This is a genomic window from Nitratireductor sp. B36 (assembly GCF_020833685.1).
Taxonomy (GTDB): Bacteria; Pseudomonadota; Alphaproteobacteria; order Rhizobiales; family Rhizobiaceae; genus Nitratireductor.
The window spans coordinates 375419-389583 of record NZ_JACKZY010000003.1; the positions used below are offsets into that span (position 1 = coordinate 375419).

At 59.0% G+C, this 14165-nt stretch carries 18 protein-coding genes; 7 read left to right on the forward strand and 11 right to left on the reverse strand.

Annotated elements, in window-relative coordinates:
- Positions 1-166: 166 nt before the first annotated feature.
- Positions 167-1681, forward strand: coding sequence for an aldehyde dehydrogenase family protein (locus tag H7H48_RS13540; RefSeq protein WP_229449588.1), 1515 nt, complete (start codon positions 167-169; stop codon positions 1679-1681).
- A 91-nt stretch (positions 1682-1772) separates the two neighbouring features.
- On the opposite strand, the gene H7H48_RS13545 is transcribed toward H7H48_RS13540, so the two are convergent.
- Positions 1773-2522 carry an SDR family oxidoreductase gene (locus tag H7H48_RS13545; RefSeq protein ID WP_229449589.1) on the reverse strand — a complete coding sequence of 250 codons (750 nt, stop codon included), beginning with the start codon at positions 2520-2522 and terminating at the stop codon, positions 1773-1775.
- 91 nt (positions 2523-2613) lie between these two features.
- Between H7H48_RS13545 and H7H48_RS13550 the strand changes: the two genes are divergently transcribed.
- Positions 2614-3543 carry an AraC family transcriptional regulator gene (locus H7H48_RS13550; protein WP_229449590.1) on the forward strand — a complete coding sequence of 310 codons (930 nt, stop codon included), beginning with the start codon at positions 2614-2616 and terminating at the stop codon, positions 3541-3543.
- Between the two features lie 68 nt (positions 3544-3611).
- Here H7H48_RS13550 and H7H48_RS13555 read toward each other — a convergent pair whose 3' ends face one another.
- The 3 genes from H7H48_RS13555 to H7H48_RS13565 form a co-directional block, all read right to left on the reverse strand.
- The gene (locus H7H48_RS13555) at positions 3612-3875 is read right to left on the reverse strand and encodes a DUF2312 domain-containing protein (RefSeq protein WP_229449591.1); all 264 of its coding nucleotides are present in this window, start codon (positions 3873-3875) and stop codon (positions 3612-3614) included.
- Positions 3876-4011: 136 nt separating this feature from the next.
- Complete coding sequence (locus H7H48_RS13560; RefSeq protein WP_229449592.1) at positions 4012-4320, reverse strand: DUF1244 domain-containing protein; 309 nt, start codon at positions 4318-4320, stop codon at positions 4012-4014.
- Between the two features lie 8 nt (positions 4321-4328).
- Positions 4329-5126, reverse strand: a complete 798-nt coding sequence (locus H7H48_RS13565) for an N-formylglutamate amidohydrolase (protein WP_229449593.1) — start codon at positions 5124-5126, stop codon at positions 4329-4331.
- A 193-nt stretch (positions 5127-5319) separates the two neighbouring features.
- On the opposite strand from H7H48_RS13565, the gene H7H48_RS13570 reads away from it, so the two are divergent.
- Together H7H48_RS13570 and pyk are read left to right on the forward strand one after the other, a co-directional pair.
- The gene (locus tag H7H48_RS13570) at positions 5320-5802 is read left to right on the forward strand and encodes a DUF1036 domain-containing protein (protein WP_229449594.1); all 483 of its coding nucleotides are present in this window, start codon (positions 5320-5322) and stop codon (positions 5800-5802) included.
- A complete protein-coding gene (pyk, locus tag H7H48_RS13575; protein WP_229449595.1) occupies positions 5799-7235 on the forward strand; it encodes a pyruvate kinase in 1437 nt (478 codons plus the stop codon). Before H7H48_RS13570 ends, pyk begins: the two co-directional genes overlap by 4 nt.
- Before the next feature lie 80 nt (positions 7236-7315).
- Here pyk and H7H48_RS13580 read toward each other — a convergent pair whose 3' ends face one another.
- Together H7H48_RS13580 and ykgO are read right to left on the reverse strand one after the other, a co-directional pair.
- Complete coding sequence (locus tag H7H48_RS13580; protein ID WP_370633384.1) at positions 7316-7909, reverse strand: hypothetical protein; 594 nt, start codon at positions 7907-7909, stop codon at positions 7316-7318.
- Positions 7910-7979: 70 nt separating this feature from the next.
- Positions 7980-8105 carry a type B 50S ribosomal protein L36 gene (gene ykgO / locus H7H48_RS13585; RefSeq protein ID WP_007008283.1) on the reverse strand — a complete coding sequence of 42 codons (126 nt, stop codon included), beginning with the start codon at positions 8103-8105 and terminating at the stop codon, positions 7980-7982.
- 196 nt (positions 8106-8301) lie between these two features.
- On the opposite strand from ykgO, the gene H7H48_RS13590 reads away from it, so the two are divergent.
- Positions 8302-8715 carry a lysozyme inhibitor LprI family protein gene (locus H7H48_RS13590; RefSeq protein ID WP_229449597.1) on the forward strand — a complete coding sequence of 138 codons (414 nt, stop codon included), beginning with the start codon at positions 8302-8304 and terminating at the stop codon, positions 8713-8715.
- On the opposite strand, the gene H7H48_RS13595 is transcribed toward H7H48_RS13590, so the two are convergent.
- The 3 genes from H7H48_RS13595 to H7H48_RS13605 form a co-directional block, all read right to left on the reverse strand.
- Complete coding sequence (locus H7H48_RS13595; protein WP_229449598.1) at positions 8702-9778, reverse strand: 5-(carboxyamino)imidazole ribonucleotide synthase; 1077 nt, start codon at positions 9776-9778, stop codon at positions 8702-8704. The genes H7H48_RS13590 and H7H48_RS13595 overlap by 14 nt on opposite strands.
- Positions 9779-9780: 2 nt before the next feature.
- Positions 9781-10272 carry a 5-(carboxyamino)imidazole ribonucleotide mutase gene (gene purE / locus H7H48_RS13600; RefSeq protein WP_229449599.1) on the reverse strand — a complete coding sequence of 164 codons (492 nt, stop codon included), beginning with the start codon at positions 10270-10272 and terminating at the stop codon, positions 9781-9783.
- 90 nt (positions 10273-10362) lie between these two features.
- Positions 10363-10542: a YdcH family protein gene (locus H7H48_RS13605; protein WP_229449600.1), complete on the reverse strand. Its 180-nt coding sequence runs from the start codon at positions 10540-10542 to the stop codon at positions 10363-10365.
- A 286-nt stretch (positions 10543-10828) separates the two neighbouring features.
- Here H7H48_RS13605 and H7H48_RS13610 point away from each other — a divergent pair, with 286 nt between their 5' ends.
- Complete coding sequence (locus tag H7H48_RS13610; RefSeq protein WP_007008288.1) at positions 10829-11008, forward strand: YdcH family protein; 180 nt, start codon at positions 10829-10831, stop codon at positions 11006-11008.
- Between the two features lie 324 nt (positions 11009-11332).
- Here H7H48_RS13610 and H7H48_RS13615 read toward each other — a convergent pair whose 3' ends face one another.
- Both H7H48_RS13615 and H7H48_RS13620 read right to left on the reverse strand, forming a co-directional pair.
- Positions 11333-12595 carry an MFS transporter gene (locus tag H7H48_RS13615; protein WP_229449601.1) on the reverse strand — a complete coding sequence of 421 codons (1263 nt, stop codon included), beginning with the start codon at positions 12593-12595 and terminating at the stop codon, positions 11333-11335.
- Positions 12596-12797: 202 nt separating this feature from the next.
- A complete protein-coding gene (locus H7H48_RS13620) occupies positions 12798-12992 on the reverse strand; it encodes a DUF1192 domain-containing protein (RefSeq protein ID WP_229449602.1) in 195 nt (64 codons plus the stop codon).
- 186 nt (positions 12993-13178) lie between these two features.
- On the opposite strand from H7H48_RS13620, the gene H7H48_RS13625 reads away from it, so the two are divergent.
- A complete protein-coding gene (locus H7H48_RS13625; RefSeq protein ID WP_229450082.1) occupies positions 13179-14159 on the forward strand; it encodes an NAD(P)H-quinone oxidoreductase in 981 nt (326 codons plus the stop codon).
- The last annotated feature ends 6 nt before the right edge of the window (positions 14160-14165 follow it).

Here is a 14165-nt window from a genome sequence, read left to right on the forward strand (position 1 = left end):
TTTTGCGCCCGTTCTGGCTGTTTTGCATGACCCTACATCATGAATACAGTCCGTTTTTCCATTTCCATTCCTGAGCGGCCCTCCCTACATTCCCGGCAGGGGCCGGTCAGGCCGCGCGGCAATCATCCGCGTCTCGAGAAAAGCTTACCCAGGGAGCGAAGCACCCATGAACGTCAAGAATGAAACACGCGAGCTTTTGAAGCGCCTCGGCGTTGACGAGAAGGCTTTTACCGGTGGCGACCTGTCGGTGCGCACGCCGGTCACCGGCGAGGAAATCGCTGCGGTCTCCTCCATCTCCTCAGACCAGACCGGAGCTGCCATCGAGCGTGCGCATGAGGCCTTCAAGGCATGGCGCAATGTGCCGGCACCGCGCCGCGGCGAGTTGGTGCGGCTTCTGGGCGAGGAACTGCGCGCGTCAAAGGATGATCTTGGGCGCCTGGTTTCCATCGAGGTCGGCAAAATCCGCTCGGAGGGCCTCGGCGAGGTCCAGGAAATGATCGACATTTGCGACTTTGCCGTTGGCTTGTCGCGGCAGCTCTATGGATTGACCATTGCTACCGAGCGCCCGGGACACCGGATGATGGAAACCTGGCATCCCTTGGGTGTGGTCGGGGTCATCTCCGCTTTCAATTTCCCGGTGGCTGTGTGGTCGTGGAACGCGGCTCTCGCCTTCGTCTGTGGCGATAGCGTCGTGTGGAAGCCCTCCGAAAAGACGCCGCTGACAGCGCTCGCCTGCGAGGCGATCTTCAAGCGTGCGCTCAAGCGCTTTGGCGATGACGCGCCTGCGGATCTTCTCACCGTCCTCATTGGTGATCGCGCCGTGGGCGAAGCCATGGTTGATCATCCGAAGGTGCCGCTGGTCTCGGCCACCGGGTCCACGCGGATGGGCCGCGAAGTGGGGCCGCGCCTGGCAAAGCGGTTTGCCCGGGCGGTGCTGGAACTTGGCGGCAACAATGCCGGCATTGTCTGCCCTTCAGCCGATCTCGATATGGCGCTGCGCGCCATCGCCTTTGGCGCCATGGGCACGGCAGGTCAACGCTGCACGACGCTGCGCCGGCTCTTTGTGCACGAATCGGTCTATGACGCATTGCTGCCGCGTCTGCGCAAGGCGTATGAATCGGTGTCCGTCGGCAGCCCGCTCACGACGGATGCCTTGGTGGGTCCCCTGATCGACAAGAGTGCATTCGACAACATGCAGAAGGCGCTTGAAGAGGCGAAGAAGCTTGGCGGCAAAGTGGTGGGTGGCACGCGCTTCGACAGCGGGGATGCAGATGCCTATTACGCGCACCCGGCTCTGGTCGAAATGCCGGAGCAGGCGGGTGTTGTTCTCGAAGAGACCTTTGCACCGATCCTCTATGTGATGAAATACAGCGATTTTGACGAGGCGCTTGAACTTCACAACGCTGTGGGTGCAGGACTTTCTTCCTGTGTGTTCACCACCGATATGCGTGAGGCGGAGGAATTCCTCAGCGCCCGTGGGTCCGATTGCGGCATTGCCAATGTGAACATTGGCACCTCCGGTGCCGAGATCGGCGGTGCGTTCGGTGGTGAAAAGGAAACGGGCGGTGGCCGCGAATCGGGGTCCGACGCATGGAAGGCTTATATGCGCCGTGCGACGAACACGGTGAATTACTCGAAGGAGCTGCCGCTCGCACAGGGCGTCTCCTTCGATATCGAGTAGATATGCAGGCTGCAATCGCAAAAGGGCGGCTTCGGGCCGCCCTTTTTCGTGTTTGGAGCATGTCATGCCGCATACGCTTCCAGACCCGCTCTCAGGCAACAAGAGCCAACGCATCCGCGCCGGCTGGCTGCACTATCGGGCAGTCGGGTTCGGTGACAGCCCGCCAGATCGCAGCCACGACATCCGCTGGTTCTGTGACCGGCTCTTCCGCTGCTGCATTCATCGCGTCGAAGACCTGCTTTGCGATGGGCTGATAGGCATCAGGAGTGCTTCCTGAGGCGCTCATCCGGGTCCTCGCATTCGCTCCGAAACGCGTTGTCGGTGCGCGGCCGGGCAGAACCAGCCGGGCACGAATGCCGAGTGGTGCGACTTCCAGTGCAAGACATTCGGTAAAGGCGTTCACGGCCGCCTTGCTTGCCGTGTAAACCGGAAGAAGCGGCAGTGCCTTGAGGGTCGTGCTGGAGGAAACATTCACGATCACCCCCGCTTTGCGCTGGCGCAGCTGCGGCAGCACTGCGCGGGTCATCTCCATTGTTCCAAACGTGTTGGTGTCGAATATCTCCCGGATCATTTCTTCAGGGGTGCCTTCCAGAGGGCCCATCCATCCGATCCCCGCATTGTTGACGAGCGCATCGATTGGGCCTGCGTCTTCAACGGCGCGACGGATCGAGACAGGATCTGTCACGTCCAGCGGCAGGATGCGGAGCCGTTCAGAGGCGGGGAGCGCACCATGCTCCGGTTTCCGCATTGTGGCGACAACAGACCATCCCTGCGCGATGAAATGGTGCGCGGTCTCCCGTCCGAATCCGGAAGAACATCCGGTGATCATCACAGTCTTCATCTTGGCTTCTCCTGTTGGGGCCTTCTGATATCGACCGTGCGGATCGTATTTTCTATAATCAATAATCCTTATTTCTTTATCGGAAGTCCAAATGTCCGATCCGCTCTCACAAGCGATTTCCCTTCTTCGGCCCCGTGCGCCGTTTTCCAAGCTGGTGCAAGCCTCCGGTGCCTGGCGGGTCCGGCGTGAGGAATTGGACAAGGCTTATTATTGCCTCATGCTGGACGGGCAGGCGCGCCTTGAAGTGGACGGAAAACCGCCGGTGGAACTTCGCCGCGGCGATTTCGTCCTGGTGCCGGCAGCGCCCGGGTTTTTCATGTCCAGCATTCAGCCCATACTCCCGGTCGGGCGGGAAAGCAGCCCGCGGATTGGACCGGACGGAATGGCGAGAATCGGTCCGGAGGAGGCCCCTGTCGATGTTCAGGCGCTTGTCGGTTACTGCAGTTTTGATGCCCCTGATGCCGAGTTGCTGGTATCGCTGCTGCCCGACATCGCAGTGGTGCGCGGTGAAGCACGTCTGGGCGAGCTGGCGCGGCTGGTGAGGGATGAGGCACGTGCGGAGCGTCCGGCCAAAGATGTTGTTCTCGAGCATCTGCTCCAGGTGCTGCTCATTGAAGCGCTGCGTTCGGCAACGGATGCGGGAGATATGCCAGGGCTGTTGAGGGGGCTCGGCGACGAGCGGTTGGCTGGACCCTTGCGCGCGATACACGCAGAGCCTGCCCGCGCATGGTCCGTGGCAGAACTCGCTCGGAGGGCGGGCCTGTCTCGTTCCAGCTTTTTCACGCGGTTCAACCGGGTGGTGGGAATGCCGCCGATGGAGTACCTGCAAAGGTGGAGAATGACGCTTGCCAGGAGCATGCTGAATTCGAAAGCGAACAGCATTGCGGAGACTGCGATAAAGGTCGGCTACGGTTCGACCAGCGCATTCAGTACGGCTTTCTCCCGATATGCTGGCGTTTCACCGGCCAGGTATATCCGCGAGAAAGGCGGCAAGGAAAACCAAGCCTTTCTGCAAACGTAAAACTCTGCCCCGGAGCGATTGGAGCGGAGTGCCGGGCGCCATCAGGTCAGCGCCCGATCAGCCCTGCATTACTCCATGCCGAGCGCGGCCTTGTAGAGGTCGATCATGGCTTCCTCTTCCTGACGCTCAGCCTGGTCCTTCTTGCGCAGCCGCACGATGGTACGCACAGCCTTGGTGTCGAAGCCGTTGGCTTTCATTTCGGCGTAGACTTCCTTGATGTCCTCCGAAATGGTCTTCTTGTCTTCCTCAAGTCTTTCCACGCGCTCTATAAAGGCGCGAAGCTGGCCAGCGGCCACGGTGTCGGCAGTCTCGGTCGTAATGTCGTCGGCCATGCAAAACTCCGGTCGATTGTTTTGAAAGCCCGCGAGTCGGGCGTTGAGGCGTGGCAGGTTCGATGCCCCAGAGAGCCCCGTCGGTCAAGGGATTTGCTGCTTTCAGCGAAACCCCTGCTGCCAGAACAATGACTGGTCAGTGCTCTTTCGGCCGGTTGGCCACGAAAGCCGCTTTCTGGGCCTCGTTTGCCTCGGTCTGGTATCTCGCGCGCCATTCCTCATAGGGCATGCCGTAGATGATCTCACGCGACTCCTCCTTGGAAAGCGCGATCCCTTCAGCCTCGGCGGCGTCCTTGTACCAGTTGGACAAGCAATTGCGGCAAAAGCCAGCCAAATTCATCATGTCGATGTTCTGGACATCGGTCCGGATGCGCAGGTGATCGACCAGGCGGCGAAACGCAGCAGCTTCGAGGTCGCGTCTCTTTTCTTCACTCAGCGTTGTCATGGCATTCCTCACATATGATCTGTTCGGGACCCAAAGTGCATCACTTTATGGATATCGGGCCGTGTATTGATGGCTTCAACCATGGGGGCCAGCGTTTCCGACCAGGCGATGGCGCCGTCCTGGCCGGCAATTAAATCCTGGCGAAGCTCAATCAGCGCATAGGGAAAACCCTTCATCGTGGCGTGTTGATGCATGGTGTCGCCGGGATAGGCGCCATCATAGGGTTCATTGTCCCCCACCGTGAGATTGCCATCGGCACGCAGCATTTCGATCAGAGGGCCGGCAGCCCGGCTGTCGATGTCCCACAGCACACCCACCTCCCAGGGTCGTTTGCGGCCCAGAAGAGACGGCGTGAAGGAGTGGATGGCGATTATCAATGGCGCGCCTCCGATGGCTTCTCCCACTCCCCGCACCGCCTCATCCACTGCATGGTGGAAGGGGCGATAAAAGTGGTCTATCCGCTTTTGCCGTTCTTCTGGGGGCAGAGGGTAGTTTCCGGGAATGATCGTTCCGTCGTAGAGTTGCCTGATCAGGGTCGGGTCATTGATGCCGCGATTTGGATCGATGAGCAATCTTGAGAAACCGCCCAGGACCGCCGGCACCCCCAGCCTTGCTGAGAGGGTGCGGGTGACCATCTCCACGCCAATGTCGTAGGCGATGTGACGCTCAAACTCTGACGTCGGCAGGCCCAGCGCTCCGTATGTTTCTGGCAGCGCTCGCTTCGCGTGGTCGGCCACCAGGACGATGCCCCTGGCAGGATCACCGGGAATCAATTCGAACGGTGATGTGAAGGTCAGGGCATTCATCAAACAGGTTCCGGGAAAATTGGTGCGGTCATAAATGTGCGCCTATCACAGCGTAATCTCGTCCTTTCATGATGCGCGTTGTTCTGCAAGGCTATGATGGAAAACACGCATTGGCAGGCAATGGCGCGTTGACAGGCGCCCGGACATTGCCGAAAAGGAAAATATGCTCAGGTCGAATTCAAGGTTCTCAAAAATGCTTCGACGGGCGCCGCACGCAAAAAGCCGATGGGCATTTCTGCTCGCTGCAGCGACCGGATTGGGGGGCGTTGTCTTTGCGCCCACACCGGCTTTCGCAGATTTTCGTGTCTGTAACTCCACACAGAATCTTGTTGGTGTTGCCATTGGCTACCGCACGGCGTCAGGCTGGGTGAGCGAGGGTTGGTGGCGGATCGAGAAATCAAGCTGCAAGACCCTGATCGAAGGGCCGCTGGAATCACGCTATTACTATCTCTACGCGGAGGACGCTGCCAGCGGTGGCCGATGGGAGGGTAAAGTGCAGATGTGTGTTGCGCTGACCGAGTTCAAGATTGCCGGTACCAACGATTGTTTTGCGCGGGGCTTCCAGCGTGCCGGCTTCCAGGAATATGACACGCGCGAGCAGGAAAACTGGATGGTGGATTTGACCGACGGGCCGACCGACAACAGCACGCTGACGAATTCGGATGCCTCCCAATGAGGCGCAATCGCAAGGTCAAGATTCTCGCCACGCTCGGGCCAGCTTCTTCAGAAGAAGAGAGCATCCAGCGCCTCTTTGAGGCCGGTGCCGATGTGTTCCGCATCAATATGAGCCATGCCAGCCACGATCTGATGCGCACGCTTGTCGGGCGCATCCGGGCAGTGGAGAAGAAGGTTGGCCATCCCATTGGCATTCTGGCCGATCTGCAGGGCCCCAAGCTCCGTGTGGGCACCTTTGCCGAAAAAAGCGTCGAGCTTTCCCTCGGTCAGACCTTCACGCTCGATGACAATCCCGAGCCGGGCAATGACAAGCGGGTTCATTTGCCGCATCCCGAAATCCTGAAATCGGTGGAGCCGGGACATCGCCTGCTCATTGATGATGGGCGGTTGCAGCTCAAGGCGGTCAAGAATGATGGCAAGGCGATTACCTGTGAGGTGGTGGCCGGCAACAAGATTTCCGACCGCAAGGGCGTGAGCCTGCCGGACACGGATCTTCCCATGGGGGCCCTGACCGACAAGGACCGCAAGGATCTCGATGCGGTGCTGTCTTCGGATGTGGACTGGATTGCGCTTTCCTTCATTCAGCGACCCGAAGACCTGGCGGAAGTGCGGAAGGTGGCGCGCGGTCGAGCCGCGCTTCTTGCCAAGATCGAGAAGCCGCAGGCAGTGAAGCGCTTGGCCGAGATTATCGAGCTGTCCGACGCGCTGATGGTGGCGCGCGGCGATCTTGGCGTGGAAATGCCGCTCGAGGCCGTCCCGGGCATCCAGAAGCAGATCACCCGTGCCTGCCGGCGTGCGGGTAAGCCGGTTGTAGTCGCCACGCAGATGCTGGAATCCATGATTTCCGCGCCTGTGCCGACCCGTGCGGAAGTGTCTGACGTAGCGACCGCCGTTTTCGAGGGGGCTGACGCGGTTATGCTGTCGGCGGAATCCGCAGCCGGGGACTACCCGGTCGAGGCGGTTGCGACAATGAACTCGATCGCGACCAAAGTGGAACAGGATCCCACTTATCCGACCATCATCTATGGCCAGCGGACCGAGCCGGAGCCCACCGGCGCTGATGCGATTTCCATGGCAGCACGGCAAATCGCAGAAACACTGAATCTCTCGGCGATCATTTCCTATACTTCGTCGGGCACCACGGGGCTGCGTGCAGCCCGGGAGCGACCGCAGGTGCCGATCATTGCGCTATCGCCGGTGGTCGAGACTGCGCGGCGCCTGTCGCTTGTCTGGGGCACACATTGTGTTGTTACGGAGGACGCGGCCGATCTGGATGATATGGTCAATCGCGCCTGCCGCATCGCCTATGAAGAGGGCTTTGCCAAGCCGGGCAACCGCGTGATTGTTACAGCCGGTGTGCCACTCGGCACGCCCGGTGCGACCAATATGCTACGGATTGCCTATATTGGCTCCGACGGCCTCGGCGGTATCTGATACGGCCTCGAGAAGGTTGCTACGACCGGCGGGCGACTCCGCCGGCGTTCAGAGACGAGACAGTTTCCCCGGACGTTTGATCAGATGCCCTGACCGGCCAGTTTGTCGGATATCTCAGCGACAGCGCTCTGTGCGCTGCGGAGCATCGGATAGATGTTCAATACCTGCTCATAGGCGGTCAACGCCTGCTCCTGCCGACCTGTGGCCTGTAGAATGCGGGCCATCCCGGCAAGCGCGCCGAAATGGCGTGGCTCGAGTTCGAGCGTGTGTGATATGTCTGCCATCGAGCGGGCATAGTCGTTCATCATGAAATGAACCGTGGCCCGACGATTCCATCCCTCGGCATAGTCGGGGAACAGCATGACCACCTGATCGAGAAAATCGAGCGCTACGGAAAACTTTTCAGCCTTGATCGCATCGTTGGCCCAGCCGATGAGCAGATTCGCGGTATCGCTGCCCGAATTGGCCCAGGTTTCCCCAATGCGCAGCGCAATGCGGCGCGCAGCGCGTTCGTTGGTTTCTTTCTTGAGGTCAAGGAAAAGCGCATCAAGGCGCGCCTGCCGGTCGGACACCAGGGATTCGATGCCGGAAACGGGCTTGCTCTCTTCCGCTGCCTGCGCCAATGGCAGGCCCATGAGAGCAGCAGCAAAGAATGCGATCATGAATCGAACCATGCCGCAATCATAGGCGCGGCATGGTTAAAGAGAAACTGAAATTCGCGTGAAGACCGCCAGAATCGGCGGATCAGCCCTGCCGTGCCTTGAAGCGCGGGTTGGACTTGTTGATGATGTAGATGCGGCCCTTGCGACGGACCATGCGGTTTTCCCGGTGACGGGTCTTCAGCGCCTTGAGCGAGTTTTTGATCTTCATCGTTCTTGTCCGTGGTTGGCCTTGCGGCCCGAAATGAGAAGGCGCGCATCCATGGCGCGCCACAAGTCGATGGGCTCATAGACGAGGATGCTTGTCCGTGTCAACCTTTCGGCGGGTCGCGATGGGACGAATCATTGGATTCAGGCGGCTGAAAATGTCGAACCTGCAGCGATGATGCAGATCAGAGGAGCTTGATATGTTTTTTCCCCCTCGTCGTTGTTCAGCGGTCATTCTGACTCTGATGCTTTCCCCCTTGGTTGTCGCTGCGCAGGCCCAGGAGCCGAATTGCGACAACGCGCAGACACAGCTCGACATGACGCAGTGCGCAGCCAGGGAATATGAGGCCGCCGACAAGGCGTTGAATGCTCAGTATGCCGCTGTGAGGAAGCGCTATTCTGACAATGAAGATGCGCGCAAGCTCTTGCGGGATGCGCAGCGGGCATGGATCGGCTTTCGTGACGCACAATGCGATCTTGAAACGCTGGCCGTGCGCGGTGGTTCGATAGAACCCATGATACGCGCTCAATGCCTTCAAAGGCTCACGGAAGCGCGTACCAAGGAGCTGGCTGTCCTTGCTGAATGCGCGGAAGGCGATCTCAGCTGCGTGTGAGGCGGGTGAAGTGGCCCATTTTGCGGCCAGGCCTGATTTCGCTCTTGCCGTAAAGATGGAGCATAAGATCCGGCTCTCTGAGCAATTCAGATGCGCGCAGAACCTCATCGCCGATCAGGTTTTCCATCACGCAGTCTGAGTGGCGGCGTATGTCGCCCAGCGGCAGACCGGCCACAGCCCGAATATGTTGTTCGAACTGGGAAATCGCGCATGCCGCTTCGGTCCAGTGTCCGGAATTGTGAACGCGTGGAGCGATTTCGTTGACGAGCACCTTGCCATTGTCGAGCACAAAAAACTCCACGCCGAGCACGCCCACATAATGAAGCGAATCCAGAATTTCCGTCGCAGCCTGTTTTGCCGCGCTGAGCGTTCCGGGCTCGACACGTGCCGGCACGATGGAGCGGTGCAGGATGCCATCCCTATGCACGTTCTCTGCCGGGTCATAAATGGCGATGCTTCCGTCGATTGATCGTGCGGCGATCACGGAAATTTCCCGCCGGAACGGAACCAGAGCTTCCAGGATGAGGGGTACGCCCCCCATTTCGGAAAAGACACCCTTGTGCGCTCCAGGATCGACTTTACGAAAAACACGCTGGCCCTTGCCATCATATCCCATGCGGCGCGTCTTGAGCACGCCGCCCGAAAAACGTTCGAGCCCCCGCGCAAGGTCGTCATCGTTGTCCACAGAGAGAAAGGGTGCTGTGGATATGCCTGTAGCGTTCAGGAAAATCTTTTCCGCCAACCTGTCCTGGGCCGCTTCAAGTGCCTCCGGTGGGGGAAACACGGAAACTTCCTCAGACAGAGACAAGGCCGTTGCTACTGGAACATTCTCAAATTCGTAGGTGATGACATCGCTGTGCCGGAGGAGGCTCTTCAGCGCGGGGGTGTCGTCATAAGCAGCGTGAATGAAAGTGTTGGCAACCTGTGCTGCCGGGCTGTCGCCGGCAGGATCCAGCACCACGGTGCGATAGCCCAGTTTTGCCGCGGCCATTGCCAGCATGCGACCAAGCTGACCGCCGCCGAGGATGCCGATCGTCGCGCCTTGAGGGAGAGGGTCATTCATGCTCAATCGACCGGATAGTCGGCAACGCTTGCCGTTTGTTCTGTGCGCCAGGCATCAAGCCGGTCTGCCAGGTCCTCGTCGTGGAGTGCCAGCACGGCCGCGGAAAGAAGCGCTGCGTTGATCGCGCCGGCACGGCCGATGGCAAGTGTTCCTACAGGAATGCCGGCCGGCATCTGGACGATGGAGAGAAGTGAATCCTGCCCGGACAGCGCTTTGGATTCAACCGGTACGCCAAAAACGGGAAGCGGGGTCAACGCAGCGGTCATGCCTGGCAGGTGAGCCGCGCCACCGGCGCCAGCGATGATCGTCTGAAAGCCCTCGTCGCGGGCGTTTCTTGCGAAGTCGTAGAGGCGCTCCGGCGTACGGTGCGCAGAGACGATGCGCGCCTCATATTCGACACCGAGTTGGTCGAGCGTGTCTGCGGCATGCCGCATCGTTGCCCAGTCGGATTGGCTCCCCATGATAATCGCCACTCGGGCGGACCGCTCAGCCATCAGATCCCCTCGCAATCAAAAATGAGGCTGTAGTCAAAACCAACCGTCATCGCAAGCTTGTCTGGCGGCAAGTCGTCCATTCAAGGCAGATCAGGCGATGATGTCCGGGATAATATTGTCTTCCAGTTCTTGAAGCCTGTCTTTCAGAGCCAGCTTCTTTTTCTTCATGCGCTGGATGCGGAGTGGATCGCAACCAGTGGCGATCATCGCGTTGATTGCGGCATCGAAATCCGCGTGATCCTGCTTTAGGCGGGCGAATTCAAGCCGCATCTCCGCCTGTTCCTGTTCAGATGTCACCACAGTCAGTCGACCCACATGCGCAAAACTTCGGCTGCACACACAAGTGAGGCATTCACTGTCAGGTCTGCAGCCCAGCAACGCCGTCGGGATCGTCCCGGCAGCGGCGGCGCTTATACCACATTTCAGTGTTTCGGGAAATGCTACCAGACGATGTTCGACAAGCCACATTTGTGGTGGCACACTGCCCTGATCGCCGGTTCCTGCGGGCGGGCATTGGGGCCGGTGAGTTCTCGAGGAAGCAAAGGAGATCCCAATCATGTCTCTTGAATCCCATCTTGCAGAGTTGAAGCGTAAACACGGCGAACTGGAGCGTGAAATCGACGATGCAAAGCTCCATCCATCCGTAGACGAACTCGATGTGGCTCAACTCAAGCGACGCAAGCTGGCCATCAAGGACGAGATGGAAAAGCTCAAGTCGGCGGTTACCCGTCACTAGGTCATTGCACATCCATTTGGATCTGCGTGAAGCGACCTGACGCATGCATGGAATGTCGGTTTATGTGAAAGCCGGAGCTCCATTCCGGCCCGATGTTTCAGGGGGTACTTTGCGAAGCGAAATCGATGAGAGAGATTTCGTCTGATGGCATGATCTTCGGCCTAGCGTCACGGATGTGATCGCGGCTGGTCATTGCCTTTTTGTCATGCGGTCCTTCTCAGGGCCTTCGGCCTCCGCCTCAAAAGATTCCGGGTGCGGGGGCCTTTTCGTTGGTTCTGTTGAAGCCAACGATCGCACGAAACTCATAAACTTTCTTTGTGAAACTTATTCGACAGTCTCCGCCAAACTTTCGTCGGTGTCACTGCGCGGATCCAAAACGGCTGCCTGCGGCGTGACAGCACGTTCGGATGGCAGCGTCTTGAAGGCTTCGCGCTCGTCCACGGGCACCGGAGCGCGTTGTGAGATGCGCAGCAGGGCGTAGGCACCCAAGGCGAAATGCGCGAGGGCGGTAATGAGAAACAGGCTTTCCGGCCGCATGATTTCCATGAGGACACCACCTATCAACGGCCCAATCATGGTGCCGAAGCCATAAAGGAAGAGAAGTCCGCTCGCGACTTTGACAAAATCTTCCGGGGTCGCGTGATCGTTGGCGTGCGCCACGATGATAGAATAGAGCGTGTAGGCAAAAGCGCCGTAGATCGCGGTCATGATGATCACATAGGTGCCATCACGCGGTGCGCTCAGAAGAATGAGCAAGCCTAACAGACCCGAGCCGAAGGATGCGCCCGCTATGACCAGGCGACGATCGATCCGATCGGAAAGCCGTCCGGCGGGAAGCTGCAGTGCAGCGCCGGCGAGAACGGCAATGCTCATCATGGTGGCGATCTGCAGCGTCGAAATGCCTATCAGGCCGCCATAAACCGCTCCCAAAGTGCCCCAGGCGCCATTGGCAATGCCGACGAGTACACAGCCAAGGAAGGAGACCGGCGAGTTCTGGTAAAGTCCCTTCAGATCAAGCGAAACCTGCGCCAGCGGCTCAGGGCTCACAGCCTTGGAGACCGCTGTCGGGATGAGTGCCATACAGAACAAGATGCCCGTCGTCATGAAAAGGATCGTGTTGGAAACGTCACCGAACGCAACCGTCATCTGACCCGCGGTCAACGATGCATAAGTCAGCATCATGTAGATGCCGAAAACGGTCCCGCGATTTTCATTGGTGGACTTTTCATTCAACCAGCTCTCGATCACCATGAACGCGCCGGCCATGGTGAAGCCGGTGAATATACGCAGGACCACCCAGCCGGTTGGATCCACCCACATGCCGGTGAGCAATGCGATAATCGCGCCCGAAGCCGCAAAAGCACCAAAAGCACGCACGTGGCCGGCTCGGCGGACGATGCGAGGCGCAACAAAACAGCCGGCTACAAATCCTGCTGCCCAGGCGGCGCCCAGCGCGCCCAGAGAGGCCGTGGGAAACCCTTCCATCTGTCCGCGCAAAGGCAGGAGAAGTCCATGTAGACCCGAGCCGGTTAACAGGAAGGCCGTGCCTAGAAGAAGAGCGATGATGGAGCCGAGAGGTGACAGCATGGATTGCTTCCGAGGAGACTGTGGGTTCGAACAGGCCGGCGTCTGTCGACGGATGCCCTCGCCATTGAAACATGGCGCGAGCAAGGCCGCAGATTGATTGATGGCGTCTTCGAGACACGCAAATGACAGTATGTGCGAATAAGTTCGCGGATTGCATCGCAAAACCGTCGCTCAAAGCCGCGATTGCGCAGTTTGAAACGTGTCAGCTGCGGTGAAACAACGCCTCTGCCGCATTTTTGGTTGCGCCCTTGCTTTCGATCTCTCGTTCCAGCCGCAAAATTTCCTCCTGTAATAACGTGACCCGGTGCTTGAGCTCATCCACTGATAGCAAGGCGAGGTCCTGCCCAATCTGGTGAGTGGCAACCGGTTTCCTCTCGTCCTCGTCGAAAATGCCCATTGTTTGTTCCTCCGTCATCTGGATTGCAGTCCTCGAATGCCGGTGAAGCCTGGCAGCTTGTGAGGCATGATAGGTCGGCAGCGTCCAGGATTGGCCTTGATCCAAATGCATCGCTCATCGATTGTGTTGTCAGATGTTTTTCAAATCAACAGGGGCATGATGAACACCACAGCACTTCCAGCGCAGATGACAGCGATCGCCATCAGCGAACCGGGTGAACCAAGCGTCTTGAAGCCAGAGCGGCGGGATGTGCCAAAGCCGGCCGAAGGAGAAATTCTCATCAAAGTGCGCTCTGCCGGCATCAATCGGCCCGATGTGTTTCAAAGGAAGGGACTGTATCCAGCGCCGCCCGGCGCTTCGGACCTGCCTGGTCTGGAGGTTGCCGGCGAGGTGGCTGCGGTGGGCGAAGGGGTCAAGCGCTGGCAGGTCGGCGACCGGGTTACCGCGTTGACGCCTGGCGGTGGCTATGCCGAATATTGTCTGACCCACGAGACGAATGCCCTGCCGATCCCGCGCGACCTCACTTTCTCGGAAGCGGGGGCGATTCCCGAAACCTTCTTCACGGTGTGGCACAACGTGTTTCAACGTGGGGGCCTGAAGGAGGGTGAGACGCTGCTGGTTCACGGCGGTTCCTCCGGTATCGGCACGACGGCAATCCAGATGGCCACTGCTTTGGGATCCAGGGTGATCGCGACGGCGGGCTCCGCTGAGAAATGCGCTGCATGCACGTCGCTGGGCGCGGTGCGCTCGATCAATTATCGCGATGAGGATTTCGTTGAGACGGTAAAGGAAGAGACCGAAGGCCATGGCGCAGATGTCATTCTTGACATGATCGGCGGCGATTATATCGAACGCGATTATGAGGCGGCCGCCATGGACGGTCGCATCGTGCAGATCGCCTTTTTGAAAGGATCCCGCGCTGCGGTCGATTTCTCGTTGATCATGCGCAAGCGGCTTGTCCATACGGGATCCACCCTCAGGCCGAGGTCGGTGGCTTTCAAGGCGCGTATTGCCACCGAGCTTGAAGCGCATGTCTGGCCGCTGTTGGCGGCGGGTCGCATTTCTCCCGTCATGGATATGAGTTTTCCGCTGGAAGAAGCGTGGCGTGCACATGAGCGCATGGAGGATGGGGCGCACATAGGCAAGATCGTGCTTGATGTCGCCTGATATGAA

Coding starts and splice junctions, on each gene's coding strand:
- H7H48_RS13540 (WP_229449588.1), top strand. CDS start 167: ATGAACGTCAAGAATGAAACACGCGAGCTTTTGAAGCGCCTCGGCGTT.
- H7H48_RS13545 (WP_229449589.1), bottom strand. CDS start 2,522: ATGAAGACTGTGATGATCACCGGATGTTCTTCCGGATTCGGACGGGAG.
- H7H48_RS13550 (WP_229449590.1), top strand. CDS start 2,614: ATGTCCGATCCGCTCTCACAAGCGATTTCCCTTCTTCGGCCCCGTGCG.
- H7H48_RS13555 (WP_229449591.1), bottom strand. CDS start 3,875: ATGGCCGACGACATTACGACCGAGACTGCCGACACCGTGGCCGCTGGC.
- H7H48_RS13560 (WP_229449592.1), bottom strand. CDS start 4,320: ATGACAACGCTGAGTGAAGAAAAGAGACGCGACCTCGAAGCTGCTGCG.
- H7H48_RS13565 (WP_229449593.1), bottom strand. CDS start 5,126: ATGAATGCCCTGACCTTCACATCACCGTTCGAATTGATTCCCGGTGAT.
- H7H48_RS13570 (WP_229449594.1), top strand. CDS start 5,320: ATGCTTCGACGGGCGCCGCACGCAAAAAGCCGATGGGCATTTCTGCTC.
- pyk (WP_229449595.1), top strand. CDS start 5,799: ATGAGGCGCAATCGCAAGGTCAAGATTCTCGCCACGCTCGGGCCAGCT.
- H7H48_RS13580 (WP_370633384.1), bottom strand. CDS start 7,909: ATGGTTCGATTCATGATCGCATTCTTTGCTGCTGCTCTCATGGGCCTG.
- ykgO (WP_007008283.1), bottom strand. CDS start 8,105: ATGAAGATCAAAAACTCGCTCAAGGCGCTGAAGACCCGTCACCGGGAA.
- H7H48_RS13590 (WP_229449597.1), top strand. CDS start 8,302: ATGTTTTTTCCCCCTCGTCGTTGTTCAGCGGTCATTCTGACTCTGATG.
- H7H48_RS13595 (WP_229449598.1), bottom strand. CDS start 9,778: ATGAATGACCCTCTCCCTCAAGGCGCGACGATCGGCATCCTCGGCGGC.
- purE (WP_229449599.1), bottom strand. CDS start 10,272: ATGGCTGAGCGGTCCGCCCGAGTGGCGATTATCATGGGGAGCCAATCC.
- H7H48_RS13605 (WP_229449600.1), bottom strand. CDS start 10,542: ATGCGGCTTGAATTCGCCCGCCTAAAGCAGGATCACGCGGATTTCGAT.
- H7H48_RS13610 (WP_007008288.1), top strand. CDS start 10,829: ATGTCTCTTGAATCCCATCTTGCAGAGTTGAAGCGTAAACACGGCGAA.
- H7H48_RS13615 (WP_229449601.1), bottom strand. CDS start 12,595: ATGCTGTCACCTCTCGGCTCCATCATCGCTCTTCTTCTAGGCACGGCC.
- H7H48_RS13620 (WP_229449602.1), bottom strand. CDS start 12,992: ATGGGCATTTTCGACGAGGACGAGAGGAAACCGGTTGCCACTCACCAG.
- H7H48_RS13625 (WP_229450082.1), top strand. CDS start 13,179: ATGACAGCGATCGCCATCAGCGAACCGGGTGAACCAAGCGTCTTGAAG.